This is a genomic window from Streptomyces sp. NBC_00576, assembly GCF_036345175.1.
Classification (GTDB): Bacteria; Actinomycetota; Actinomycetes; order Streptomycetales; family Streptomycetaceae; genus Streptomyces.
Map to the genome: position 1 here is coordinate 6960547 of NZ_CP107780.1, position 25287 is coordinate 6985833.

Consider the following 25287-nt stretch of genomic DNA (forward strand, 5'->3'; position numbering starts at 1 on the left):
TCGGGTGGTACCGTTTTGGTATGGCTATGAACCTGCGTCTTCGCGACGACCAGACGGAAGCTCTGAAGCTGCGCGCCGAGGAGGAGGGCACGAGTATGCACGCCATATTGCTGAAGGCTGTGGACGACTACCTCTCCAGGACGGCTCACGAGGCGCTGGTCCGTAAGGCCGCCAAGGAGCAGACCGTCAAGTGGGCCGAACTGTTGGAGCGGCTCAAGTGACGTACATCTATCTGTCGGCCGAGGACGTTCTGGACATCGCCGGACTCGCTGTCGATGATCAGCAAGTTGTCGTCCGTGACGCCGGTCTGCTGGAGTCGGCCGTGCATCGTCCGTCGGCTTCGATGTTCGGGCAGGAGGCGTACTCCGACCTGTTCGACAAAGCGGCCGCCCTCTTGCAGTCGCTTGCTATCAACCACCCGTTCGTCGACGGGAACAAGCGCACTGCATGGACGTCCTGCGTCGTCTTCCTGGCGCTGAACGACGTGCAACTGCGGCCGGACATCGATGCCGCTGAACGTCTGGTGATCGCGGTGGCATCCGGCAGCGTGGACGAGGTCAAGGCCATCTCCGAGGTGCTGCGAGACCTGGCCGAGCCGTCGGTGTGAGCTGAGTCCCATCCCCGGGTCACCCCGCGTCGTACGCGCGTTGACAGGACCGGGCCGCCGGTAGGGTGGCCCGGTTGTCATACGTAGCCCCAGCCGTCGCTGTGGCTACAGCCGCCGCAGAGCCGCCCGACCCACCACCCCGGAGACCGTGACTACCACCGCCGCCAGTGCCGCCACGACTGCCGCCTCGAGCCATCACCTCTCGCCCGCCTTCCCCGGCCGTGCCCCCTGGGGCACCGCCGGCAAGCTGCGTGCCTGGCAGCAGAAGGCGATGGAGAGATATCTCCAGGAGCAGCCGCGTGACTTTCTCGCCGTCGCCACTCCCGGCGCCGGCAAGACGACGTTCGCGCTGACGCTCGCCTCCTGGCTGCTGCACCACCATGTCGTGCAGCAGGTGACCGTGGTCGCGCCCACCGAGCATCTGAAGAAGCAGTGGGCCGAGGCGGCGGCGCGGATAGGGATCAAACTCGATCCCGAGTACAGCGCCGGGCCGCTCAGCAAGGAGTACCACGGCGTCGCCGTGACCTATGCCGGGGTTGGCGTGCGGCCCATGCTGCATCGCAATCGTGTCGAGCAGCGCAAGACGCTCGTCATCCTCGACGAGATCCACCACGCCGGTGACTCCAAGTCCTGGGGCGAGGCCTGTCTTGAGGCCTTCGAGCCCGCCACCCGCCGGCTCGCGCTCACCGGTACGCCCTTCCGTTCCGACACCAACCCCATTCCCTTCGTGGCGTACGAGGAAGGCAACGACGGGATCCGGCGGTCCGCCGCCGACTACACCTACGGGTACGGGAACGCGCTGGCCGACCATGTCGTGCGGCCCGTCATCTTCCTCTCCTACAGCGGCCAGATGCGGTGGCGTACCAAGGCGGGCGACGAGATCGCCGCCCGGCTCGGCGAGCCGATGACGAAGGACGCCGTCTCGCAGGCCTGGCGTACCGCGCTCGACCCGCGCGGCGAGTGGATGCCCAGCGTGCTGCGCGCCGCCGACAAGCGGCTGACCGAGGTGCGGAAGGGCATCCCGGACGCCGGGGCGCTCGTCATCGCAACCGACCAGGAGAAGGCCCGCGCCTACGCCAAGCTGATCCGCGACATCACGGGAACGAAGGCGACCGTCGTCCTCTCCGACGACACCGGCGCCTCCGAACGCATCGACGAGTTCGCCCACAACGACTCCCGCTGGATGGTCGCCGTCCGGATGGTGTCGGAAGGCGTCGACGTGCCCCGGCTGGCGGTCGGGGTGTACGCCACCACCATCTCCACCCCCCTCTTCTTCGCCCAGGCCGTCGGACGCTTCGTGCGCTCCCGGCGGCGCGGCGAGACGGCCTCCGTGTTCCTGCCGACCGTCCCCGACCTTCTCACCTTCGCCAACGAGATGGAGGTCGAGCGCGACCACGCCCTCGACAAGCCCAAGAAGGAGGGCGAGGAGGACCCGTACGCCGAATCCGAGAAGGAGATGGAGGAGGCGAACCGGGAGGAGGACGAGGACACCGGTGAGCAGGAGCAGTTCTCCTTCGAGGCGCTGGAGTCCGACGCCGTCTTCGACCGGGTGCTGTACGACGGTGCCGAGTTCGGCATGCAGGCGCACCCGGGGAGCGAGGAGGAGCAGGACTACCTCGGGATCCCGGGGCTCCTCGAACCCGATCAGGTGCAGATGCTGCTGCAGAAGCGGCAGGCCCGGCAGATCGCGCACAGCCGTAAGAAGCCCGACGACGAGGCTGATCTCCTCGAACTGCCCGCCGAGCGGCGGCCCGTGGTCTCCCACAAGGAGATGCTGGAGCTGAGGAAGCAGCTCAACACCATGGTCGGCGCGTACGTCCATCAGACCGGCAAGCCGCACGGGGTGATCCACACCGAGCTGCGGCGCGCTTGCGGCGGGCCTCCGAGCGCGGAGGCGACCGCGGGACAGTTGCGACAGCGCATCGCCAAAGTGCAGGAATGGGCCACCCGGATGCGGTGATCGCCTCACCGCCGGCCGGCGTGTCCGGTGAGGGGCGTGTGCGGCCGTACACACGCCGTGCATATCGGGAGGAAGCGCAGTAGTCCGTACCGCGGAGTGACCGGATTCTGGACGGAGCCTTCCGCTGAGCGAACTGCCTTCGCTACTGTCCCCGCAACGTACACGCCCCGTGGCAGCGCCGCCGCGGAGCGCAGTCGTGAAGCGACCGTGCCCGGGAGAGCCCCCGGCCGCCGCCGAACGGCCGCCTCTGACGCGCGTCGCCCACGGGACCGGCGACGCATCCGCCGTCAGGGAGCTGCCGACCTCACCACGTGAAGGAGTGGGCGTCGTGACCGCGGAGACCTCCCAGACGCTCGACCGGGGACTGCGCGTCCTCAAGCTGCTCGCCGACACCGACCACGGTCTGACCGTCACCGAGCTGTCGACCCGGCTCGGCGTGAACCGGACCGTCGTGTACCGCCTGCTGGCCACCCTGGAACAGCACGCTCTCGTACGCCGTGACCTGGGCGGCCGGGCCCGCGTCGGGCTCGGGGTGCTGCGGCTCGGCCGGCAGGTGCATCCCCTCGTACGGGAGGCCGCGCTGCCCGCGCTCAGGTCGCTGGCCGAGGACATAGGCGCCACCGCCCATCTGACCCTGGTCGACGGGACGGAGGCGCTCGCCGTGGCCGTCGTCGAGCCGACCTGGACCGACTACCACGTGGCCTATCGGGCCGGTTTCCGCCACCCCCTGGAGCGCGGCGCGGCCGGCAAGGCCATCCTCTCCGCCCGGCAGCAGCCCCCCACCGACCCCGGATACACCCTCACGCACGGGGAGCTGGAGGCCGGCGCGAGCGGGGCCGCGGCTCCGCTGATCGGCGTGACGGGTGTCGAGGGGAGCGTCGGGGTCGTGATGCTCGCCGACTCGGTGCCCGAGCGGGTGGGGCCACGGGTCATGGACGCGGCCCGCGAAGTGTCCGAGGCGCTGCGCTGACCGGCGGGCCCCTGTAGTTGGGCCCCTGTAGTGAGGGGCGGGTCCCTGCCAGGTGAGGGCGGGGCAGCCGCCCCTGGCCGGAATCGGCCCCCACGTTAGATTGACCCCGTGCTCTCTCGCCTCACGCGCCCCCGGGCCGTCGCCGTCTGTGCCCTGCCCGTCGTGGCCCTCCTCGCCACAGCGGCGTTCGCGCCGCTGCCGTTCGCCGTGGCGCAACCCGGGATGACGGCGAACGTTCTCGGCGACAACAACGGCGACCCGGTCATCACCATCACCGGCGCGACGACCCGCGAGACGCGCGGCGAGCTGCGGATGACGACGATCGAGGCGACCGGCCCGGACACCCATGTGAGCCTCGGTGACGTACTCGACGGCTGGTTCCGCAGCGACCAGGCCGTGATGCCGCGCGACTCGGTCTATCCGAGCGGCGACAGCACCAAGGAGATCGAGGAGCACAACGCGGCCGAGATGAAGAAGTCGCAGGACGCGGCGGCCGAGGCGGCCCTGAACTACCTGGACGAGGACTCCGGCAAGATCAAGGTCAGCCTGAAGCTCTCCGACGTCGGCGGCCCCAGCGCGGGACTCCTCTTCTCCCTCGGCGTCGTCGACAAACTCGACGGCGACGGCAAGGGCGGCGACCTGACCGGCGGTCGCACCATCGCCGGTACGGGGACGATCGACGCGGACGGCACGGTCGGCGCGGTGGGGGGCGTCGCCCTGAAGACGCAGGCCGCGCGTCGTGACGGCGCGACCGTCTTCCTGGTGCCGCGGGCGGAGTGTTCGGACGCGGAGTCGGAGCTTCCGAAGGGGTTGCGGTTGATCCCGGTCACGTCGCTGAAGGGGGCGGTGGGGGCGTTGGTGGCGTTGGAGACGGGGCGGGGGACTGTGCCGAATTGCTAGCGCGGCCTGTCGGCGCGCGTTAGTCCCCCCCGGCCCCGTCTCCCTCAGCTCACCTCACCTCACCTCACCAGCTTCCAGTCCTGCGAGCCGTCCGTCGTCGCGTTCTGCAAGGTCAGCGGCGCCCCGGCCGTCGCACCCGTCAGGTACAGGGCCGTGTTCTTGACCGACTGGAGCTTGTAGAAGCCGTCGTCCGTCTTGACCAGGTTCCAGCTGCCCGTGGCGCTGTTGTCGACCCACTGGCCGATGCGCTGGCCGACCGTCGCGTTGCCGGTCCAGATGGATGCCGCACGGCCGCCGGACCTGTTCAGCAGCGTCGTGCCGCCGTTCGGCTCGGTCACCACATGCCAGGACTGGGTGTCGGGATTCGCCGCCGCTCCGGCGTCCTCAAGGGTCACATCGGGCACGTCCCCGTTGCCGAGGTTGGCGTCGTTGGTCTTGTTGCCGGTGCCGATCACCTGCCCGGTCTTCCGGTTCAGCAGCTGGTAGTAGGTGCCGGCCGAGTCGCCGAGGTCGACCTCCGCGAAGGCGATCGTGGAGGTGCCCTGGTTGTTGAGGATCGCGACGCGTCCGGTGCTGTCGACGTACTGGAGGTTGCGGCTGTAGCCGGCCGGCGAGGTCGTCTGGTACTCCGTCCACACCCCGTCGCTGCGCCCGCTCTCGTTGACCCAGACATTGCCGCTGTTCGAGGCGTTGTACACCAGGCGTCCGTCGGGAATCCGGATGACGACCGGGCTGCCGCCGGCCGAGAGCGGCCGGGAACCGGCGACGACCGGCAGCGTGCCGACGTCCATGCCGGTCTGGCTCCCGCGGAAGAACGTCAGCGGGCTGTCGGAGATCACATACCGGGTGTTGGCCCCGCCGGCCCAGTACTCGAACGTGAGCAGCCACCTGCCGTCCGTCGTGGGGACGACGTTGGTCATGCCCGGCCTGCCGCCGCCGATCTCCGTCTTGCCGCCGCCCATGTCCTGCTTGGACCCGGAGACGTCGACGACCGGGGTGCTCCACTCGGCGCTACTGCCGTTCCAGGTCTTGTGAGCGAGGATCTGGCCGCCCGAGTCGGTGGCCGTGGTGTTGGCGGGGTCGAGGACCGGGGCGCCGGTGGTCGCGTTGAAGCCGGTGTAGTCGTTCTCGTCGGAGTAGAAGCAGACCAGTTTTCCGCCGTAGACCATCAGGTACGGCTCCCAGAGGGGATCCACCTGACGGCTCGTGTTCGCCGCGGCGATATTCTTGCCGATCGCGCCCGCACTTCCGCCCTGCCAGCCCGCGGTCGCGATGACGTTGACGACTTTCCAGCTCTTGCCGTCGTCGACGCTCGAGTACAGGGCGATCGCCAGATCCTTGCGGTCGCCGTCGTTGTTCGGCGTCCAGTTGGGGTCGGCAGCCTTGTGCTCCTTGTAGTAGTAGTCGTCCCCCGACACGACACTGGCCAGCAGCAGGGTGCCCTTGCTGAGCGCACCGACCTTCTGCGGGAGGACGTAGAGGTACGGGTTGGTCCAGTTGCTCGTGTACTTGGCGTACTTGGGGTCCGTGGAGAGGTACGCCGGAGCCTTGACCTCGGACAGTGGCTGCCAGCTCGTTCCGGCGTCGTCGCTCTTGTAGACCGGGAGGGTCTGCCCGTCGGCGCTCGCCGACTTCGTCACGACGGTGGACTTCTCGAACGACGCGACCAGCCGCCCGCCGGGCAGCTCTGCCGACTTCGGGTAGACCGCGCAGTTGAACCGGCCCTTCAGGCACGGCTCGTTGCCGAGCTGGTAGAGGATTCCGCCGGTCGGGTTGTAGGCCTGCGCACTGGCCATCGGTACCGCCAGCAGCGCGCCTGCCGCGACAACGCTCCCCAGCGCCTTCGCCAGCTTTCGTCTACTCTGCTTTCTCCGCATCACCGCTCCGATCACTGTGCGCCGACTGGACTCGACAACTGCCTCGACACCGCATCGACGACTGCATTCATGACTGCGTAGTCAGGCCGGAGTCTGTGGCCCAGATCGAGCCGACGTCAAGACTCGTGTCGCTGCTGTTTCCTCGGGATTACGGTTCCGATTGACGATTCCGAGGGTCGGCCCGCACACTGATCGCAATGGTTTTCTGACTGCGCAGTCTTGCTGCGCGGGCTTGAACGCAGTCCTGAGAAAGGGAGCTTCGGTGGCTGGCACCCAAGGTCGTGACGGCGTCGCGCGGCCACCGGCGACGAGCACCGATGTCGCGCGGCTCGCCGGCGTCTCCCAGAAGACGGTCTCGCGCGTCATGAACAACGAGCCGTATGTCCGTGAAGAGCTCCGGACGCGTGTTCTGGGGGCGGCCCAGCAACTCGGGTACCGCCCCAACGGCGCCGCGCGCAGCCTCACTTCGGGCCGGAGCCGGCGCCTCGGCGTGATCTCCCTCGGCACCCGCCTCTACGGCCCCATGACCATGCTCGTCGCCATCGAACGCTCGGCGCGCCGGCTCGGCTACTCGGTCAGCGTCGCCCACACCACCGAGGACGACGAACACAGCACCGCCGAGGCCATCGACAGCCTCCTCGAACAGGGCGTCGACGGCATCGTGCTGTCGGAGGCGGTCGACGAGGGAAGTCCCGTCAAGGTCTGGCTGGACGTCCCGATCCTCACCATCGGCCGCTTTCCCGGTCTGGTCGCGGCGCGGCGTATCCGGTCGGCGGAGAAGTCGGATCGCAGTGGGTATGTGGCGACCCGGCATCTCATCGATCTGGGGCACACCGAGATCCGGCATGTGTCGGGGCCCGGTCAGTGGTGGGCGTCCCGCGACCGTGCGGACGGCTGGCGGTCGGCGCTGACCGAGGCGGGCCTGCCCGGGTCCGAGCCCGTCGAGGGGGACTGGACCTGCGCGAGCGGTTATGAGGCGGGCCTGCGACTGGCGGCCGACGAGGCGATGACTGCGGTCTTCGTGGCCAACGACGACATGGCGATCGGCCTGGTCAGGGCGTTGCACGAGCGGGGGCGCCGGGTACCGGACGAGGTGAGCGTCGTAGGCATGGACGACATCCCGGCCGCCCGCTTCCAGCAGCCCGCGCTGACCACGGTGGCGCAGGACTTCGACGCGGTGGCCATCGAGGGCATCGGACTGCTGGTCGACGAGATCACGAACCCCGGCTCGACGGAACGCGTCCTGCACGAGGTGGACCCGCCGTTGGTCGTGCGGGAGTCCAGCGGACGCCCGCCGAAGAGGCTCTAGGTTTCAGGCGAGCTGGGGCCTCGGCGGCGCGGAGGCCAGGCGCAGGCCGACCTCTACGAGGGTCCAGCCGACGCGGGTGCGCAGGTCCCCTGCGGGGCGCTTGGCGGCGAGGGCGAGGCGGTGGGCGTCAGCCTCGGCGCGGAGATCGGCGGCGCGGAGGTGGTGGGGGGCGAGGTAGGGCTCGGGGTTCATCGGGCGGCAGCCTCTCAGGTGATGTGGATCGGGAAGACGTGCGTGTGGACACGGACCGTCTCGGCGTCCGGGGTGCCTTCGGCCGGGGCCTGGGCGCGGTAGCTGTCGACGAGTTCGTGCATCCGGTGGACCAGTTCCATGGCGTGCTCGGGTGTCAGCCGTAGCGTCATGTCGCTCAGGTCCGAGGAGCGCTTCCACTCGTCGGACCAGTCGTCCGGACTGCCGAGCCAGGTCGAGAGCTCTCGGGTGTGGATGTTCGCGACCTCGTGGATGAACAGGTCGGCGGCACCCCGGACGGCCGGGTCGGGGTGTTTGAGCAGGGCGTCGTCGAACTGCACACCGTCGTGGGCCGACCTCCACCAGCGCTCCCGCCCCTTGCCGTGCTCCGGGGCGTCCTCGACGAAGCCGTGCGCGGCGAGCTGCCGCAGGTGATAACTGGTCGCGCCACTCGACTCGCCCAGTTTCGCGGCCAGTTGGGAGGCGGTGGCGGGCCCGCCGCGCCGCAGTGCGATCAGCAGCTGCATGCGCAGTGGATGGGCGATGCCGCGCAGCGAGCGGGCGTTGAGCTGGTGGGGTGTCAGTTCTTCGGGCTGGTCCGGCATGCGTACAAAGATAGCGTTGCAAAGAAGTGGTTGCAAGGGTTTCTTTGCAACCACTTCTTTGCAAGTCGAGCCCCCCGCTGCGCAAGCCTTACTTCACGAACCCCTGTGGCCGCAGCAGCAGTTCGGCCAGTGAGGCCAGCCAGTCCACCAGGAGTGCCAGTACGACGGTCAGGATCGAGCCCAGCATCAGCACCGGCATCCGCTGGTTGGTGATCCCGGTCGTGATCAGCACCCCCAGTCCACCTCCCTCGCCGAACGCGGCCAGCGTCGCCGTGCCCACGTTCAGCACCAGAGCCGTACGCACGCCCGCGAGGATCAGCGGTACCGCCAGCGGGAGTTCGACCCGGGCCAGCACCCCCGGCGACGACATACCGATGCCCCGCGCGACCTCCAGCAGCGTCGGGTCGTTGGCCTTCAGGGCCGCGATCGTGTTCGACAGGACGGGCAGGACCGCGTACGCCACCATGCCGATCAGCGCCGCCTTTCTGCCGATGCCCAGCCAGATCACCAGTAGCGCCAGCAGACCGATCGCCGGGGTCGCCCGACCCATGTTGGCGACCGTCATCACCACCGGGGTCGCCCGGCGAAAGGCCCTGCGCGTGAGCAGGATGCCCAGCGGGATCGCGATGACGAGTACGAAGAACGTGGAGATCACCGTCAGCTCCACATGCTGCCGCAGGGCCTTCGACACCTGCCCGTTGGACAGCGCGTTCTCGGAGATCGCATCCAGGTCGGCCTGCCGGAACCACAGCCAGGTGACCAGCAGTACGAGGAGAAGGGCACCGGGCAGAAGTGTCATCCGCTGCCAACTCAGCCGGGATGTACGGGACTTGGGGACTGGAGCCGAAGTCTCGTCGGTCCCGGTCCCGGCCTTCGTATCCGCATCCCCATACAGATCCACCCTCGTAGTCGTCACGCCCGCACCTCCTCTCCCTCTCTGTCCCCCTCCTGCTCGGCACGCGTCCGGTCCGTCCGCGCCGCCTCCGGTTCGTGCTGCGCCCGAACCGCCTCCAGCCGGTCGGCCTCCAGGAGTTCGCGCGTCCCGCAGGGTCGCGTCCCGGGTCGCTGTGTCGGACACCGGCGTCCCGGCCCGCGCCAGCGAACCCCTGGCCCGCATCAGGTCGCCCCGCCGCAGCCACTTGTACGGCCGGCGCCGCCTGTCGAGCAGCAGGATCCCGTTCGTACTGCTGGACCGGAGCTTGTTGAAGATCTCCTGGAGCGGATCGTCGACGGTCGCCGTCGGACAGTCGGTGACCTCCACGTTCCGTACGCGGGTGAGGTTCAGCCGCTTCAGCGCCGTCCCCGCCCCCGCGCCCACGAACCCGGACACGAAATCGTCGGCGGGGTTGGTGAGGATCGCCTCCGGAGTGTCGAACTGGGCGATGTGCGACCGCTCGCGCAGGACCGCGATCCGGTCGCCCAGCTTGATCGCCTCGTCGAAGTCATGGGTGACGAAGACGATCGTCGTGCGCAGTTCGTGCTGGAGCCGGATCAGCTCGTCCTGGAGGTGCTCCCGGGTGATCGGGTCCACCGCGCCGAACGGCTCGTCCATCAGCAGGACGGGCGGATCGGCCGCCAACGCCCTTGCCACGCCCACCCGTTGCTGCTGACCGCCGGACAGCTGGCGCGGATGGCGGTCGTGGAACTCGCCAGGATCCAGGCCCACCAGATCGAGCATCTCCTCCACCCGCGCCGTGATCCGCCCCGCCGGCCAGCCCGTCATCCTCGGGACGAGCGCGATGTTCTGGGCGACCGTCATGTGCGGGAAGAGACCGGACGACTGGATCGCGTACCCGATCCTGCGGCGCAGCCTCACCGGGTCCATGTCGGTGACGTCCTCGCCGCCGATGCGGATCCGGCCCCCGGACGGCTCGATCAGCCGGTTGATCATCTTCAGCGTCGTCGACTTCCCGCAGCCCGACGGGCCCACGAAGACGACGGTCTCGCCCGCCCTGATCTCCATCGAGACGTTGTCGACGGACGGCCCGGAGCTTCCCGGATACCTCTTGGTGAGGTTCTCCAGCTCGATCGTGGCGCCGCGACCACTGGTCCTCCTGGTCTCAGACACGGACCCCCCTCGGAATCGTCAGCCGTCCGACGACCACGTACGCCGCGTCGAACAGAGCCGCCAGCACGATGATCCCCAGCGTGCCCGCGAGGACCTGGTTCAGGGCGTTCTCGCTGCCCAGCGAGGCGATGCCACGGAAGATCTCGTTGCCGAGCCCCGGCCCCGAGGCGTACGCGGCGACCGCCGCGATGCCCATCAGCATCTGCGTCGAGACCCGGATGCCGGTCAGGATCGGCGGCCAGGCCAGCGGCAGCTCCACCCGGGTCAGCCGCGCCACCCGGGACATCCCGATGTCCTTCGCCGCATCCACCAGCGACGGGTCGACGCCGCGCAGGCCCACGATCGCGTTGCGCACGATCGGAAGGAGGCCGTAGAGGGTGAGGGCGACGACCGTGGGCGCCACACCCAGGCCGACGACAGGGATCAGCAGGCCGATCATCGCGAGCGAGGGGATCGTCAGGATCGTCGACGTCGCCGTGGTCGCCAGATTCCCCGCCCACTCGCTCCGGTACGTGACGGCACCGAGCGCCACCCCGACGACGGTCGCCACGACCACGCACTGGAAGACGGTGCCGGCATGCTGGAGCGCGTCCGTGAGCAGCTGCTGATGGCGGTTTCCGAGGTACTCCCAGAAGCTCACCGCCACCACCCTCCAGCCCGTCTCGGATCAGTCGCTGTCCTCCAGAGCCGCCTGCTCCACGAGCGGGATGATCCGCAGCGGAACGGGGTTCTCCATGACGATCGCCGTGGCGGCCCGGACGATGCCATCAAAACCGACGACCCGGTCGATCACCCGCTGGAGATCGGCGTTCGAGCGGGCCACGAGCCGGCACAGCATGTCCCCGCTGCCGGTGGTCGTGTGCAGCTCCAGCACCTCCGGTACGGACGCCAAGTGGGCCCGTACGTCGGGACCTTGCCCCTGCCGGATCTGGAGCGTCGCGAAGGCGGTGACCGGGTAGCCGAGGGCCGCCGGGTCCACCTGCGGCCCGAACCCCCGGATGACGCCATTCGACTGAAGCCGGTCGAGGCGCGCCTGCGCCGTCCCACGCGCCACGCCGAGCCGCCGGGACATCTCCAGTACGCCGATCCGCGGCTCCCGCGCGAGCAGCACGATGATCCGCCCGTCCAGCTCGTCGATCGCCACAGCAGCCTCCCAGGAGTGGTCGTCGAGGATGGTCATCCTGTACAGAAAGCTCGCCCATCCCTGCTCGCAGCTGAGCAGAATGTCCAGCCGCTGCGCAAACTGTTGCGCATCTTGCGGTGGCGGGGCGAGGCTGCCGCTATGACGCAGACCACACACCTCACTCCCGACACCGCCCGGCAGGCAGACCCCTTCCCGGTCAAGGGAATGGACGCGGTCGTCTTCGCCGTGGGCAACGCCAAACAGGCGGCGCACTACTACTCCACGGCCTTCGGTATGCGGCTCGTCGCCTACTCCGGACCGGAGACGGGCAGCCGCGAGACGGCGTCGTACGTCCTGGAGAACGGTTCCGCCCGGTTCGTGTTCACCTCGGTCGTCAAGCCCGCCACCACCTGGGGCCACTTCCTGGCCGCACATGTGGCCGAGCACGGCGACGGCGTCGTCGACCTCGCCATCGAGGTCCCGGACGCCCGCGCCGCGTACACGTACGCCGTCGAGCACGGCGCCCGCCCGCTGGCCGAGCCGTACGAGCTGAAGGACGAGCACGGCACGGTCGTACTCGCCGTGATCGCCACGTACGGCCAGACCCGCCACACCCTCGTCGAGCGCACGGGGTACGACGGCCCGTACCTCCCGGGGTTCGCCGCCGCGGCCCCGATCGTCGAACCGCCCGCCCGGCGCACCTTCCAGGCGATCGACCACTGCGTGGGCAACGTCGAACTCGGCCACATGAACGAATGGGTCGGCTTCTACAACAAGGTCATGGGCTTCACGAACATGAAGGAGTTCGTGGGCGACGACATCGCCACCGAGTACAGCGCGCTGATGTCGAAGGTCGTCGCCGACGGCACCCTCAAGGTCAAGTTCCCGATCAACGAGCCGGCCCTCGCCAAGAAGAAGTCCCAGATCGACGAGTACCTGGAGTTCTACGGCAGCGCGGGCGTCCAGCACATCGCCCTCAACTCCAATGACATCGTCGAGACCGTACGGACCATGCGGGCGGCCGGGGTCCAGTTCCTCGACACACCCGACTCGTACTACGACACCCTGGGGGAGTGGGTCGGTGACACCCGCGTCCCCGTCGACACCCTCCGCGAGCTGAAGATCCTCGCCGACCGCGACGAGGACGGCTATCTGCTGCAGATCTTCACCAAGCCGGTCCAGGACAAGCCGACCGTCTTCTTCGAGATCATCGAACGACACGGCTCGATGGGCTTCGGCAAGGGCAACTTCAAGGCCCTCTTCGAGGCGATCGAACGGGAGCAGGACAAGCGCGGCAACCTGTAGGCAGCCCAATAGGGGTACGGGGGGCTGGGGGGCGTTGAGACTTACAACGCCCCCAGTTCGTTCAACGCCTCCTGCGCCTCCGGCCCGCCCACCGGCGAGAAGTACGGGTTGATCCGCAACGCCTCCGCCAGATGCCGGCGCGCGGGACCCGTCAGCCCCGACTCCCGCTCGATCATGCCCCGGTGGTACGCGTACAGCGCGCTGCGCACCTCGCCGCCGTGCTCCTTGTCGGTCGTCCGCTTCGCCCAGCCGAGCGCCTCCTCACCCTTGCCCGCCCGGTGCAACGCCCAGCCCAGCGCGTCCGCGACCTCGAGCCCCGGCTGCCGCGCCCACTGGGCCCGCAGCCGCCGTACGGCCGAGGCCGCGTCCCCGTGGTCCGCCTCGAACCGGCCGAGCAGCAACTCCCCGTCCACACCGCCGACTTGCTCCTTCGCGACCCGCGCCCGCAGCACCGCGTACTGCGCCTGTGCCTCCTCGGGCCGGCCCAGGGAGTCGTACAACTCGCCCAGTTCCAGCGCGTACTGAGGCGACGGCTGCCTGGCCAGAGCCGCCCGGTACGCGCTCAGCGCCTCCCGCGTACGGCCCAGCGCCGCCAACGCCCGTCCCTCGCCCGCCCGCGCGGACCCCAGCCCGGGATCGAGACGCAGGGCCGCCTCGAAGTGCCGCAACGCGTCGGCCGGTTCGCCGCGCTCCCATGCCAACTCGCCCGCCCGGTACTGCCATTCGGCCTCCTCGGCCGGGGTCGCGGCCCGTGCCGCCGCGTCCGCGAGCGCCGCCTGAGCGTCCTCACGCCGGCCCTCGTCCCGGTACACGCCCGCCGCCCGCGCCGACACCGCGGGCACCGCGGCCCCGGAACGCAGCCCCTGCAGCCGCTCCAGCGTCCGCCGGACCGCCTTGTAGTCGCCGAGGCCCGTGTACGCGTCGAGCAGCGGCGGGTACGACGTCCAGCGCTTCGGCGCCTGACGCAGCGCCGCCTCCCCCCACTTCCGGGCGGCCTGGAAATCACGGCGCGCGTTCGCCAGCGCGGCCAGCCCACCGAGCGCCTCGGCGTTCTGCCCCGCACGCACCTTGACCGACGTACGCAGCGCCCGTTCCGCCCTCGGGAAGTCCGTGGCGTCCGCCGTCCGCCGCCCGCGCTCCACATAGGCCGAGCCGAGCTGCGCCCAGGCCTGACCGTCACGCGGATGGGCGCGTACGAATGCCTCACGGTCCCCGATGAGTGCCGCCAGGTCGGGCAGCGCGGCGGGTGACCCGGCGGTCACCGCCAGTTCCGCCCTGGCCGCCGGACCCGGCGAGGGCACGGCGGACGAGCGGTCCGGGGGAAGCAGCATCAGTGCGCCGCCGAGTACCGCACACCCCGCGAGTGCGGCGATCAACGGGCGCGGGAGGACACGAACACGGACTTTCTCCATCTCCATGGCGCTCACTGTGCGTCAATACGACGACCGGATTCCCCTACCGAAAGCGCCTCGCACACGGGGTTCACACCGATGGCCCCGGGTGCGACGCTGTGATCATGAGCCGTATCCAAGCCGCACCCGACGAAGCCCAGGGCAACCTCACTGACCGGCTCCTCGCGGAGCTGCCGGCCGAGGCCGTGCTCACCGATCCGGACATCACCGCCGCCTACGCGAACGACATGGCGAGCTTCTGCGAGGCGGGCACCCCGGCCGTCGTGGTCCTGCCGCGCACCGTCGAACAGGTCCAGCACGTCATGCGCGTCGCCACCGAGCTGCGCGTCCCGGTCGTCCCGCAGGGCGCCCGCACCGGACTGTCGGGCGCGGCCAACGCGTCCGAGGGCTGCATCGTGCTGTCGCTCGTGAAGATGGACCGGATCCTGGAGATCAACCCGGTCGACCGCATCGCCGTCGTCGAACCCGGCGTCATCAACGCCACCCTCTCCCGCGCGGTCAATGAACACGGCCTGTACTACCCGCCGGACCCCTCCAGCTGGGAGATGTGCACGATCGGCGGCAACATCGGCACCGCGTCGGGCGGGCTGTGCTGCGTGAAGTACGGCGTCACGGCCGAGTACGTACTGGGCCTGGACGTCGTGCTGGCCGACGGACGGCTCATGTCCACCGGGCGGCGGACCGCGAAGGGCGTCGCCGGATACGACCTCACCCGCCTGTTCGTGGGCTCGGAGGGCTCCCTCGGCATCGTCGTACGGGCGGTGCTGGCCCTCAAGCCACAGCCGCCCCAACAGCTTGTCCTGGCCGCCGAGTTCGGGTCGGCAGCCGCCGCGTGCGACGCCGTGTGCCGGATCATGGAGGGCGGTCATGTGCCGTCCCTCCTCGAACTGATGGACCGTACGACCGTCAAGGCCGTCAACGACCTGGCGAACATGGGGCTGCCGGAGACCACCGAGGCCCTGCTGCTCTGCGCCTTCGACACCCACGACCCCGCCGCCGACCTGGCCGCCGTCGGCGTGCTCTGCGAGGCGGCCGGGGCGACGCAGGTGGTCCCCGCCGACGACGCCGCCGAGTCCGAACTCCTCCTCCAGGCAAGGAGGTTGTGCCTCGTCGCGCTCGAAGCGGTCAAGGGCACGACGATGATCGACGACGTGTGCGTCCCCCGGTCGCGACTCGCCGAGCTGCTGGAGGGGGTCGAGCGCATCGCCGAGAAGTACCAGCTGACCATCGGGGTCTGCGCCCACGCCGGCGACGGCAACACCCACCCCACGGTCTGCTTCGACGCCCAGGACGCCGACGAGTCCCGGCGGGCCCGCGAGTCCTTCGACGAGATCATGGCCCTCGGCCTGGAACTCGGCGGCACGATCACCGGGGAGCACGGCGTCGGCATCCTCAAGAAGGAGTGGCTGGCACGCGAGCTGGGCCCGGTGGGCGTGGAGATGCAGCAGGCGGTCAAGGCGGCCTTCGACCCGCTGGGCCTCCTGAACCCGGGCAAGCTGTTCTGAACGACGGGCGGTACGTGTCCTACGTGTCCCTCCCCGTTCATACGTATCCCTCCCCGTCCTGGGACTCGTCCGACGGCCACGGGTCGCGCAGCCACAGATCATCGGCCGGAAAGGGCGCGAGCAGCTCGGCGAGGCCGTCGTCGATGCCGAGCTGCTCGACCTCAGAGCCCGGCGGTACCGCCCGCAGGGTGCGCTCCAGCCACGCCGACACCTGAGCGGTGGGCGCCTCAAGAAGGGCGTCCCCGTCGGGTGAACTCAGCGCCATCAGGACCACGCTGTGCCCGTCGACCTTCGTCGGCCACACCCGGACGTCACCGTGACCGCACGGCCGGAACACCCCCTCGACGAGGAGTTCACGGGCGAACGTCCAGTTCACGGGGTTCTCGGAGCCGATGTGGAAGGCGATGTGGACGGCGAACGGATCGTTGGCGCGGTAGGTGAGGCGGGCGGGGACGGGGATGCTCCGCTCCGGCGACAGGATGAGTTTCAGCTCCAGTTCCCGTTCCACCACGGTGTTCATCGCGTGACTCATGGCGGGCACTTCCTCTCGTTGCAGGGACCCACGTCGGGCCCGTACGAGGAGAGAGCGCGGGGAGGCGTCAGCATTACGCGGGTTCTGAGAGGTTTTTCGGAGAGTTTTTTGCGAACGGTGTCGGAGCGGTCGCGACTGATGGCAGAAGCTGTCACGAAGGGAGTAGGTACGGCCGGAGGGGTAATGGGGGATGCGCCGGTCTGATAGATGTGGGGCACCCCAAATGACCCCCGAGCAGATACGGGACGACGGACATGAGCGCCCCAACCCCGGCCCCCGGTGACGACAGGCCCCGCGAAGGGTATTACCCGGACCCGTCCATTCCTGGATATGTCAGGTTCTGGAACGGTGCCTCCTGGGTGCCGGGCACCAGCCGCCCGGCGCAGTCCGACGACGCGTCCGGTGCGGCGCGGGTGGAGGAGACCGGGCCGCACTTCTTCGACGAGGACCCGCGGTCGCCGGGCGCAGAGCCGCGTCGGGCGACCCCTGCCGAGGCCCAGCACGGCAGCCGGCCCGAACCGGCGTCCGCCTGGGGCGCCGACCGCTCCCACCAGTCCGGCTTCGGCGGCGACCGGGACCGCCAGGTCTCCTGGGGCTCACCGGCACAGGCCGCCGACCCGAGGACAGCCGACCCCAGGGTCGTAGGCGAGCCCCCGGTCCAGCCGGACGGGTTCTCGGCCCGCACGGACGGTACGGCGACGATCCCGCCCGCGGAGCCGGACGCCGGTGACGTGCCCGAGTCGGGCACGTTCGTGTTCCGCCGGCCCACCCCGGGACCGGCCGCCGAGGGAGGCGTCCCCGGCACCCGTGGCCCCGTCCCCTCCGAGGGCACCATGACCTTCCGTGCGCTCTCCCCGCGCACGGGGCGCGAAGGCGGGGCGGGCGGCGCGCAGCCGGGGAGCACGAGCTCCCCGGAGGGGGCGCAGGGTCCGGTCACGGCACCCGCGGCCGCACCCGCGCCGGGCCGCGGCTTCGGCGCCGGAAAGGCCGCGGCGGCCCGTGCGGCGGCGGCCCAGGGCGCGAACCCCGCCCTGCTGCCCGCGACCCCGGCCGTTCCCCAGCAGAACGCCCCGGGCGCCGGTGCGGCCATGGCCCCCGGCGTCGGCGGCGGCCAGCCCTCCTGGGCCCAGCAGGTGCACCGCCTGGCCACGCCCGAGGAGGGCTCGGAACCGCGCGTCACACCCTGGAAGCCGCCCGTCGAGGACGTGTTCCAGGCCGCCGCCCGCCGACAGGCGTCGGCCCGTCCGGCGGGCCTCGGCAAGCGGCTGGTCGCACGGTTCGTGGACACCCTGGTCCTCGGCGCCCTCACCGCCGTGGCCGCCGTACCGCTGGGCACCATGGCCGTCGACCACATCACGGAGAAGGTCGACGCGGCCAAGCTCTCCGGCGAGACCGTGACCGTATGGCTGCTGGACGGCACGACCGGGCTGTACCTGGGCATCGTGCTGGCCGTGCTGCTGCTTGCCGGCGTCCTGTCCGAGGCGTGGCCCACCGCCAAGTGGGGTCGCACCCTCGGCAAGAAGCTGGTCGGTCTGGAGGTCCGGGACATCGAGGGCCACGAGCCGCCGTCGTTCGGCGGGGCCCTGCGCCGCTGGCTCGTCTACGCCGTCCCGGGGCTGCTCGGCATCGGCGTCGTGGGCGTCCTGTGGTGCCTGTTCGACCGCCCGTGGCGCCAGTGCTGGCACGACAAGGCGGCGCACACGTTCGTGGCGGGCTGAGCACACACAGAAGTACCCACAGACGTACACGCAGGCGTACGCACAGACGTACGTCGACCGTACGTTCGATGATGGTCGGCCGGGTACGACATACGGATCAGCTGATTCGGTCCCCCGGACGGCCGCTCGCCGGATGCGGAGCCGGGTGGTTCGCGGTCGACTCGGGCCATGAGCAGCGAACCGCCCCCCGGCTCCGGTCAGCAGCCACCGGAAGACGACGACCCGTTCAGGAAGCAGCCACCGCCTCCGTCGTACGGCGCAGGCGATCCGTACGGCAGCTCAGGCCCGACAGGCGGCGGCTCGCCGTACGGAGGTGGTGCGCCCTACGGAGCCGGCGGCGGTGATCCGTACGGCGGCGCCGGCGACCCCCTCTCGGGCATGCCCCCGCTCGCCGACAGCGGCCGACGCGTGCTCGCGCGGATCATCGACATGATCCTTGTCGGTGTCGTCGCCTGGCTGCTGACCTGGGGCTTCAACGTCAACGAGTACGACATCGACAACGACGACATCGAGTACGGCCGCTCGCTCGGCCAGTCGCTCATCGTCGCCGTGCTCTACATCGCGTACGACACGATCCTGATCTCCCGGACCGGGCAGACACTCGGCAAGACCTGGCTCAAGCTCCGGGTCGCCAACCTCGACAACGGCGCCACGCCCTCCGTGCAGACCACGCTCGTCCGCTCGCTCGTGCTGTGGATCCCGTTCGCGTTCTGCTGCGCCTGCGTCTGGACGGCGATCGCGGGCGGCTGGAGCTTCTTCGACAAGCCGTACAAGCAGGGCCTGCACGACAAGGTGGCCAAGACGGTGGTGGTCAGCACGGGTTGAGCAACTCCGGCTACGACAGCGGCGGTCGGGTGGGGGCTGCGTCATGCAGGCCCCACCCGACCGCCGCTGTCGTAGCGGAAGGGGTGGTTCGATTCAGTCCTGTTGCGCCGAGGCCTGTACCGGGACGCGTTCGCGTCGCGGCGGCGCGGCAGCCGAGGAGGCGACGACCTGCGAGGTCGCCCGAGCCCGCTTGGGCCGGGGCACGGTCATGGCGACGAGCAGTCCCAGGACGAGCCCCACGAGGGCGATCAACGCGACCCCCGGGCCCGAACTCGTCTGGGACAGCAGCAACATGGCGAGCGTCGAGAGAATCACGGTGCACGAACCGTAGGCGAGCTGTGCGACGGTCGGACGAGGCGCAGTCGGACGAGGCATGGCAATCGAGTCCTCGTTGGATTCGGGGGTGAGGGGAGCGTGTCGACCTGGTTTTCCACCGGACAACCGGCGTTCCGCCAACCGACTCTAATCGCGTCCATGCCCGACTGGAACGCGCAGTAAGCGTGACCTAACACACGGCTCCGGAGCACAGGGGGCGCACGGAGTCATGACGTCCACCAAGTGGACGCGCCCGCGCGCCGGTAATGCATTTGACCTGTCCAAGTCAAGGTCTGTCTTTTCTTCTAAACCTCTAGTCAAATTACGTCACTTGACTACACGCGTATACCGCCCGCGGACAGCTTCCGAACCAGGAACCCCCCATCCGCGCGGACGGACGCGGGGGAGGACCCTCAAGTGACCAGCAGACCCTGGACGTTCAGAACGGCGGCCGTCGGTGTGGCACTCGCCACAGCCGCCGCCACCTTCTCCACCTTCGCCATTGCCGAGGCCGATTCCGGCTCAGGCAAGGGCGCTTCGGCGGTACCGGCCGCGAACCGGCACGACCCGGCGGAGCAGCAGCACGCCGACCACGACCTCGACGGGCCGCTCAGCAAGACCCAGGAGGCCCAGCGCGAGGAAGCCCTCAGGCAGGTCATCTCCGGCGAGGCCAAGGCCCAGAGCCGCAACGGCTCGCAGGTCGTGCAGCTCAAGAGCGGCAAGGGCAAGGGCAAGTACGTCGAGCTCGGCCGCGAGCGAACCGACAAGATCTTCACGATCCTCGTCGAGTTCGGCGACCAGGTCGACAGCCGCTACGGCGGCACGCCCGGCCCGCTGCACAACAAGATAGCCAAGCCGGACCGCGCCCAGGACAACAGCACGGCCTGGCAGGCGGACTACAACACCGAGCACTTCAAGAAGCTCTACTTCGGCACCGGCAAGAACACCGAGTCGATGAAGAAGTACTACGAGAAGCAGTCCTCGGGCCGCTACTCGGTAGAGGGCACGGTCTCGGACTGGGTCAAGGTCCCCTACAACGAGGCCCGTTACGGGTCCAACAAGTGCGATCCCGACAACTGCGCCTGGTTCGCGGTGCAGGACGGGGTCGCCGCATGGGTCGCGGCGCAGAAGGCAGCCGGCGCGACCGACGCGGCGATCAAGACCCAGCTGGCCGCGTACGACCAGTGGGACCGCAACGACTTCGACGCCGACGGCAACTTCAACGAGCCCGACGGCTACATCGACCACTTCCAGATCGTGCATGCCGGTGAGGACGAGTCCGCGGGCGGCGGCGCGCAGGGCGAGGACGCCATCTGGGCGCACCGCTGGTTCGCGTTCGGCACCGACGCCGGTTCGACCGGCCCCGCCGGCAACCGGCTCGGCGGCGCGCAGATCGGCAACTCCGGTATCTGGGTCGGCGACTACACCATCCAGCCGGAGAACGGCGGACTCGGCGTCTTCGCCCACGAGTACGGTCACGACCTCGGTCTGCCGGACCACTACGACACCACCAACACCGGTGAGAACTCGACCGGTTACTGGACCCTGATGTCGGGCGGCTCCTGGCTCGGCACCGGTGGCGACAACATCGGCAACCTGCCGGGCGACATGACCGCCTGGGACAAACTCCAGCTGGGCTGGCTCGACTACGACACGGCGAAGGCCGGGAAGAAGTCGAACCACAAGCTGGGCGTCGCCGAGTACAACACCAAGAACGCGCAGGCGCTCGTCGTCCAGCTGCCGGACAAGACGGTCACCACCGAGATCGTCGCCCCGGCGCAGGGCGCGACCCAGTGGTGGAGCGGCAGCGACAACAACCTCTCCAACACGCTGACCCGTTCGGTCGACCTCACCGGCAAGTCCTCGGCCACCCTCACCCTGGACGGCTGGTACGACATCGAGGCCGACTACGACTACCTCTACACCGAGGTCTCCACCGACGGCGGCGTCACCTTCACGCCGATCGACGGCACGGTCGACGGCGCTGCCATCCCGCGTGACGGCAGCGGCAAGCCGGCGCTCACCGGCACGGTGGACGCGTACAAGAAGCTGTCGTACTCCCTGGACGCCTACGCGGGCAAGAAGTTCGACCTGCGCTTCCGCTACACCTCTGACGGCGGCGTCTCCCAGAAGGGCTTCGCGGCCGACGAGATCACCCTCACCGCCGACGGCGCGACGCTCTTCGCCGACAACGCGGAGAGCGCGGACGCGGCGTGGAAGACGAAGGGCTTCTCGCGCATCGGCGCGTCCTACACGGACAGCTACCCGCAGTACTACATCGCCGAGAACCGCCAGTACGTGTCGTACGACAAGACCCTCAAGGTCGGCCCGTACAACTTCGGCTTCTCGACGACCCGTCCGGACTGGGTCGAGCACTTCCCGTACCAGAACGGCCTGTTGATCTGGAAGTGGGACACCTCCCAGAACGACAACAACGTCACCGCGCACCCGGGTCTCGGCAAGATCCTTCCGGTGGACGCGCACCCGACCCCGCTGAAGTGGGCGGACGGCACGCTGATGCGCAGCCGCATCCAGTCCTACGACTCCCCCTTCAGCCTGTACCGCACGGATGCGCTCCGGCTCCACAACGCGGACGTGCTCACGAAGATCCCCTCCCAGAAGGGCGTGCCGATCTTCAACGACCGCACCTCCACGTACTACGACGCGGCGACCCCGCTCGCGGGCGTGAAGATCACTGACACCAACACCAAGATCAAGATCGTCAAGGAGGCCAAGGACGGCTCCACGATCTCGGTCCAGGTGGGCCCCGCAGTGAAGTAATCCACATAACTGCAGGTCAGAGCGTGATCGGCCGTGACCCCCTGGCGGGTCGCGGCCGATCGTGTTTAGGTGCCTCCTGTGGCTTTCTTATTGACACCGAGTCCCACGGGGGGTGTGACCGCATGGCCGCAGGAGGTTTCTGCAAGCTGCCCAGTGGCAGCGTGGTGGTGGCGTTGAACCTGCCCAGCCCCACCGCGCCGACCGGCCGGCCGACAGGCGTCGGCCTGGACGACGTACGCGTCCTGGTGCTCGCCCGGAACCGCGCCAGGGCACTGACCCGCCTGCGCAACCTCGGCCTGCGAGCGGTCTACCTCCGGGGCAACGCGGCCCCGCCGAGCCCCGACGAGATCACGGCCGTCCTGCACCACCCCGACGGCCTGATATGGCGCGCGGCACAGCGCGCGGCCCCGGACAACAGCGTCCCGTCCGCACTGGAGCGCACGGAGCTGTGGCACCCGATCAGGTCCCTCCTGCGGAGGCCGCCGGCACGGGTGTGACAGCCGGGGACGGCTTGGGCGGTCCAGGGCCGGTCCAGGACGGTCCAGGGGCGGTTCCGGGAAGTCCGGTCCTCCGCCACCATCAGCCCTGCGACCTAGGACCGCCGTCGGATGTGACCGGCCGACGTACGCCATAGCCTCGGCGCATGACGGCAGCTGACACTCCCACCGACGGACCCCGCAGCATCGAGCAGCGCAGGCGCGAGGCGCTGGATCGGCTCGCCCGGGACATCGACGTATGGGTCGCCACGGCCGACGCCACCGGCGAGCCGACGCTCGTTCCGCTGACCTTCTGGTGGGACGGCGAGACGGTGTGGCTGGCCACCCGCGACACCAACCCGACCGGCCGCAACCTGCGCGCCTCGGGCCGGGCGCGGCTCTGCTTCGGCCACACCCGGGACGTCGTCCTGATCCACGGCACCGCCCGCATGCTGACCCGCGACGAGCTGCCCACCTCCGTGGGCGACGCCTTCACCGCGAAGGACGGCTGGGACCCGCGCGAGAGCGGCCCTTCATACGTCTGGTTCCAGGTCACCCCGAAGATCATCCAGGCATGGGGCACCGTGCCCGAGATGACCGACCGGGATCTGATGCGCGACGGAAAGTGGCTGGTCCAGGGCGACTGACCGGATGACGTCCGGCCGTCCGGCCGTTACACCACCGGCTTCCCGGACAGCTCCACGCCCGCCGCCCGCAGCTCCTCCAGTGCCCGTTCCGTCGTCCCCTCGGCCACCCCGGCGGTGAGGTCGAGCAGGACCTGGGTGCGGAAGCCCTCGCGGGCCGCGTCCAGGGCGGTGGCCCTGACGCAGTGGTCGGTCGCGATGCCGACCACGTCCACCTCGTCGATCTCGCGGGCCCGCAGCCAGTCGGCCAGCGTGACGCCGTTCTCGTCGGCGCCCTCGAAGCCGCTGTAGGCCGCCGCGTACGCACCCTTGTCGAAGACGGCGTCGATCGCGCCGGAGGCGACCACCGGCGCGAAGTTCGGGTGGAAGCCGACACCCTCCGTGCCGGCCACGCAGTGCGCGGGCCAGGAGCGCTCGAAGTCGGGGTTGGAGGCGAAGTGGCCGCCGGGGGCGATGTGGTGGTCGCGGGTCGCCACGACGTGGCGGTATCCGGCGGGGGCCTGCCCGATCAGCTCGGTGATCGCGGCGGCGACGTCGGCACCCCCGGCCACCGCGAGACTGCCTCCTTCGCAGAAGTCGTTCTGCACGTCTACGACGATCAGGGCGCGGCGCATGGTCGGTGTCCTTCGACTGCCGGTGCGAATATGTGAACTTCCGAGCCTAGAGACTCCGGCCCCACTTCGGGAGGGGGCATTCGGGGCAACCGGCCGGCTCGGACGCCTGTTGCCCCTGTGCAGCGAGGGTGTCGGGCCCGTGTCAGACCCCCAGGGCGACGTACTCCGTCGGAATGACGGCCTCCCCACGCGACAGCTGCGTCGCCGACAGCGGCAGGTTTGCACGCGCGGTCGCATGCCGGTCCCGTACGACGTCCAGCGGCTCCCGGGCGACCACCCGACCGCCCTTCACCAGCTCCACCAGCAGCTGCCGGTCCGCCAGCTCCCCGGGCACCGGCCCCGTACCGATCACCTCGGCCTCCGCGATCCCGTCCCGGTCGAGCCGCCGGGCCGCCCACTTCCGGCCCCCGATCGACGTCTTGCCGCCGCTCGACTTCTTTGCCACCGGGACCAGCGGAGCCTTCGGGTCCGCCGACTCGGCCCGGGCGACCAACTTGTAGACCATGGAGCAGGTGGGGTGGCCGGAACCCGTCACCAACTGGGTGCCGACCCCGTACGCGTCCACCGGCGCCGCCGCCAGCGAGGCGATCGCGTACTCGTCGAGGTCCGAGGTCACGATGATCCGCGTCCGCTCGGCCCCCAGCTCGTCCAACTGCTGCCGCACCCGGTGCGCGACCAGGAGCAGATCCCCCGAGTCGATGCGCACCGCGCCCAGCTCGGGCCCGGCGACCTCCACCGCCGCCCGGACCGCCTCGGTGACGTCGTACGTGTCCACCAAAAGCGTCGTGTTCCGGCCCAGCGAGTCCACCTGGGCCTGGAAGGCGTCCCGCTCGCGGTCGTGGAGCAGGGTGAACGCGTGGGCGCTCGTCCCGACGGTCGGGATGCCGTAGCGGAAACCGGCGGCCAGATCGGACGTGGTCGCGAAACCGCCGACGTACGCGGCCCGGGAGGCGGCCACCGCGGCCAGCTCATGGGTGCGCCGGGCGCCCATCTCGATCAGCGGACGGTCACCGGCGGCCGAGGCCATCCGGGACGCCGCGGCAGCGATCGCCGAATCGTGGTTGAGGATCGAGAGGATCACCGTCTCCAGCAGCACGCACTCCGCGAAGGAGCCCTCCACCCGCAGGATCGGCGAGCCCGGGAAGTAGACCTCACCCTCGGGATAGCCCCAGATGTCCCCGCCGAACCGGTACGAGGCCAGCCACTGAACGGTCTCCTCGTTGACGATCCGGCGCTCACGCAGGAAACCGAGGACATCCGCGTCGAACCGGAAGTTCTCCACCGCGTCGAGCACCCGCCCGGTGCCCGCGACGACGCCGTAACGGCGACCCTCGGGCAGCCGCCGGGTGAAGACCTCGAAGACCGACCGCCGGTCGGCGGTGCCCGCTTTCAGGGCGGCCTGGAGCATCGTCAGCTCGTAGTGATCCGTGAAGAGCGCCGTCGAGGGAACGTCCACCGGCAGCCCAAGGTCCGCTGTGTTCATGAGAGAGGATGCTACCCCCATCTCGTCACTTTGACGATTTCCAGGTCCATTTGGCCCGCGACCCCCTTC

General features: G+C 69.8%; 24 protein-coding genes and 1 pseudogene. 13 read left to right on the forward strand and 12 right to left on the reverse strand.

All coding sequences use genetic code 11. From position 1 onward, the window contains the following. The first annotated feature begins 20 nt into the window (after positions 1-20). The 5 genes from OG734_RS30375 (at position 21) to OG734_RS30395 (ending at position 4437) form a co-directional block, all read left to right on the forward strand. Complete coding sequence (locus tag OG734_RS30375) at positions 21-221, forward strand: CopG family transcriptional regulator (RefSeq protein ID WP_053741608.1); 201 nt, start codon at positions 21-23, stop codon at positions 219-221. Next, entirely contained in the window at positions 218-607 is a 390-nt protein-coding gene (locus tag OG734_RS30380) for a type II toxin-antitoxin system death-on-curing family toxin (RefSeq protein WP_330290625.1), read from the forward strand. Before OG734_RS30375 ends, OG734_RS30380 begins: the two co-directional genes overlap by 4 nt. Positions 608-755: 148 nt before the next feature. Further along, positions 756-2567, forward strand: a complete 1812-nt coding sequence (locus OG734_RS30385; RefSeq protein WP_330290626.1) for a DEAD/DEAH box helicase — start codon at positions 756-758, stop codon at positions 2565-2567. A 328-nt stretch (positions 2568-2895) separates the two neighbouring features. Continuing rightward, on the forward strand, positions 2896-3537 hold the full coding sequence (locus OG734_RS30390; RefSeq protein ID WP_330290627.1) for an IclR family transcriptional regulator: 642 nt from the start codon (positions 2896-2898) through the stop codon (positions 3535-3537). A gap of 108 nt (positions 3538-3645) precedes the next feature. Continuing rightward, complete coding sequence (locus OG734_RS30395; protein ID WP_330290628.1) at positions 3646-4437, forward strand: S16 family serine protease; 792 nt, start codon at positions 3646-3648, stop codon at positions 4435-4437. A gap of 59 nt (positions 4438-4496) precedes the next feature. On the opposite strand, the gene OG734_RS30400 is transcribed toward OG734_RS30395, so the two are convergent. Continuing rightward, the gene (locus OG734_RS30400; RefSeq protein ID WP_330290629.1) at positions 4497-6314 is read right to left on the reverse strand and encodes an RICIN domain-containing protein; all 1818 of its coding nucleotides are present in this window, start codon (positions 6312-6314) and stop codon (positions 4497-4499) included. 262 nt (positions 6315-6576) lie between these two features. Between OG734_RS30400 and OG734_RS30405 the strand changes: the two genes are divergently transcribed. Then, the gene (locus OG734_RS30405) at positions 6577-7623 is read left to right on the forward strand and encodes a LacI family DNA-binding transcriptional regulator (protein WP_330290630.1); all 1047 of its coding nucleotides are present in this window, start codon (positions 6577-6579) and stop codon (positions 7621-7623) included. 3 nt (positions 7624-7626) lie between these two features. On the opposite strand, the gene OG734_RS30410 is transcribed toward OG734_RS30405, so the two are convergent. The 6 genes and pseudogenes from OG734_RS30410 to OG734_RS30435 form a co-directional block, all read right to left on the reverse strand. Then, positions 7627-7815 (reverse strand): hypothetical protein, encoded by a 189-nt coding sequence (locus OG734_RS30410; protein WP_330290631.1) that lies wholly within the window; start codon positions 7813-7815, stop codon positions 7627-7629. Positions 7816-7829: 14 nt separating this feature from the next. Beyond that, positions 7830-8417 carry an ArsR/SmtB family transcription factor gene (locus OG734_RS30415; protein ID WP_330290632.1) on the reverse strand — a complete coding sequence of 196 codons (588 nt, stop codon included), beginning with the start codon at positions 8415-8417 and terminating at the stop codon, positions 7830-7832. Positions 8418-8505: 88 nt separating this feature from the next. Beyond that, positions 8506-9333 (reverse strand): ABC transporter permease, encoded by an 828-nt coding sequence (locus OG734_RS30420; protein ID WP_330290633.1) that lies wholly within the window; start codon positions 9331-9333, stop codon positions 8506-8508. Beyond that, positions 9330-10485: pseudogene (locus OG734_RS30425) on the reverse strand (ABC transporter ATP-binding protein). The gene OG734_RS30420 and the pseudogene OG734_RS30425 overlap by 4 nt, the downstream one beginning before the upstream one ends. Next, positions 10478-11125, reverse strand: a complete 648-nt coding sequence (locus tag OG734_RS30430; protein ID WP_330290634.1) for an ABC transporter permease — start codon at positions 11123-11125, stop codon at positions 10478-10480. Before OG734_RS30430 ends, OG734_RS30425 begins: the two are co-directional and overlap by 8 nt. Positions 11126-11152: 27 nt before the next feature. Next, positions 11153-11629 carry an Lrp/AsnC family transcriptional regulator gene (locus tag OG734_RS30435; RefSeq protein ID WP_330293843.1) on the reverse strand — a complete coding sequence of 159 codons (477 nt, stop codon included), beginning with the start codon at positions 11627-11629 and terminating at the stop codon, positions 11153-11155. Positions 11630-11767: 138 nt separating this feature from the next. On the opposite strand from OG734_RS30435, the gene hppD reads away from it, so the two are divergent. Then, positions 11768-12913 (forward strand): 4-hydroxyphenylpyruvate dioxygenase, encoded by a 1146-nt coding sequence (hppD, locus tag OG734_RS30440; RefSeq protein ID WP_330290635.1) that lies wholly within the window; start codon positions 11768-11770, stop codon positions 12911-12913. Positions 12914-12954: 41 nt separating this feature from the next. On the opposite strand, the gene OG734_RS30445 is transcribed toward hppD, so the two are convergent. Next, positions 12955-14331: a tetratricopeptide repeat protein gene (locus OG734_RS30445; RefSeq protein ID WP_330290636.1), complete on the reverse strand. Its 1377-nt coding sequence runs from the start codon at positions 14329-14331 to the stop codon at positions 12955-12957. 92 nt (positions 14332-14423) lie between these two features. Between OG734_RS30445 and OG734_RS30450 the strand changes: the two genes are divergently transcribed. Further along, a complete protein-coding gene (locus OG734_RS30450) occupies positions 14424-15830 on the forward strand; it encodes an FAD-binding oxidoreductase (RefSeq protein ID WP_330290637.1) in 1407 nt (468 codons plus the stop codon). Between the two features lie 37 nt (positions 15831-15867). Here the strand turns inward: OG734_RS30450 and OG734_RS30455 are convergent, their stop codons facing one another. Continuing rightward, positions 15868-16350 carry an SsgA family sporulation/cell division regulator gene (locus tag OG734_RS30455; RefSeq protein ID WP_330293844.1) on the reverse strand — a complete coding sequence of 161 codons (483 nt, stop codon included), beginning with the start codon at positions 16348-16350 and terminating at the stop codon, positions 15868-15870. A gap of 266 nt (positions 16351-16616) precedes the next feature. Here OG734_RS30455 and OG734_RS30460 point away from each other — a divergent pair, with 266 nt between their 5' ends. Together OG734_RS30460 and OG734_RS30465 are read left to right on the forward strand one after the other, a co-directional pair. Beyond that, on the forward strand, positions 16617-18080 hold the full coding sequence (locus tag OG734_RS30460) for an RDD family protein (protein ID WP_330290638.1): 1464 nt from the start codon (positions 16617-16619) through the stop codon (positions 18078-18080). 168 nt (positions 18081-18248) lie between these two features. Continuing rightward, positions 18249-18905 (forward strand): RDD family protein, encoded by a 657-nt coding sequence (locus OG734_RS30465; protein WP_330290639.1) that lies wholly within the window; start codon positions 18249-18251, stop codon positions 18903-18905. Positions 18906-18998: 93 nt separating this feature from the next. Here the strand turns inward: OG734_RS30465 and OG734_RS30470 are convergent, their stop codons facing one another. Then, positions 18999-19280, reverse strand: a complete 282-nt coding sequence (locus tag OG734_RS30470; protein ID WP_330290640.1) for a hypothetical protein — start codon at positions 19278-19280, stop codon at positions 18999-19001. Between the two features lie 357 nt (positions 19281-19637). Between OG734_RS30470 and OG734_RS30475 the strand changes: the two genes are divergently transcribed. From OG734_RS30475 to OG734_RS30485, 3 genes are all read left to right on the forward strand, one after another. Continuing rightward, positions 19638-22001, forward strand: coding sequence for an immune inhibitor A domain-containing protein (locus tag OG734_RS30475; protein WP_330290641.1), 2364 nt, complete (start codon positions 19638-19640; stop codon positions 21999-22001). Between the two features lie 122 nt (positions 22002-22123). Continuing rightward, positions 22124-22498, forward strand: coding sequence for a hypothetical protein (locus tag OG734_RS30480; RefSeq protein ID WP_330290642.1), 375 nt, complete (start codon positions 22124-22126; stop codon positions 22496-22498). Between the two features lie 146 nt (positions 22499-22644). Continuing rightward, positions 22645-23124, forward strand: coding sequence for a pyridoxamine 5'-phosphate oxidase family protein (locus OG734_RS30485; protein ID WP_330290643.1), 480 nt, complete (start codon positions 22645-22647; stop codon positions 23122-23124). Between the two features lie 26 nt (positions 23125-23150). Here the strand turns inward: OG734_RS30485 and OG734_RS30490 are convergent, their stop codons facing one another. Continuing rightward, a complete protein-coding gene (locus tag OG734_RS30490) occupies positions 23151-23735 on the reverse strand; it encodes a nicotinamidase (RefSeq protein WP_330290644.1) in 585 nt (194 codons plus the stop codon). A gap of 142 nt (positions 23736-23877) precedes the next feature. Further along, positions 23878-25218 carry a nicotinate phosphoribosyltransferase gene (locus tag OG734_RS30495; protein WP_330290645.1) on the reverse strand — a complete coding sequence of 447 codons (1341 nt, stop codon included), beginning with the start codon at positions 25216-25218 and terminating at the stop codon, positions 23878-23880. Positions 25219-25287: the final 69 nt, after the last annotated feature.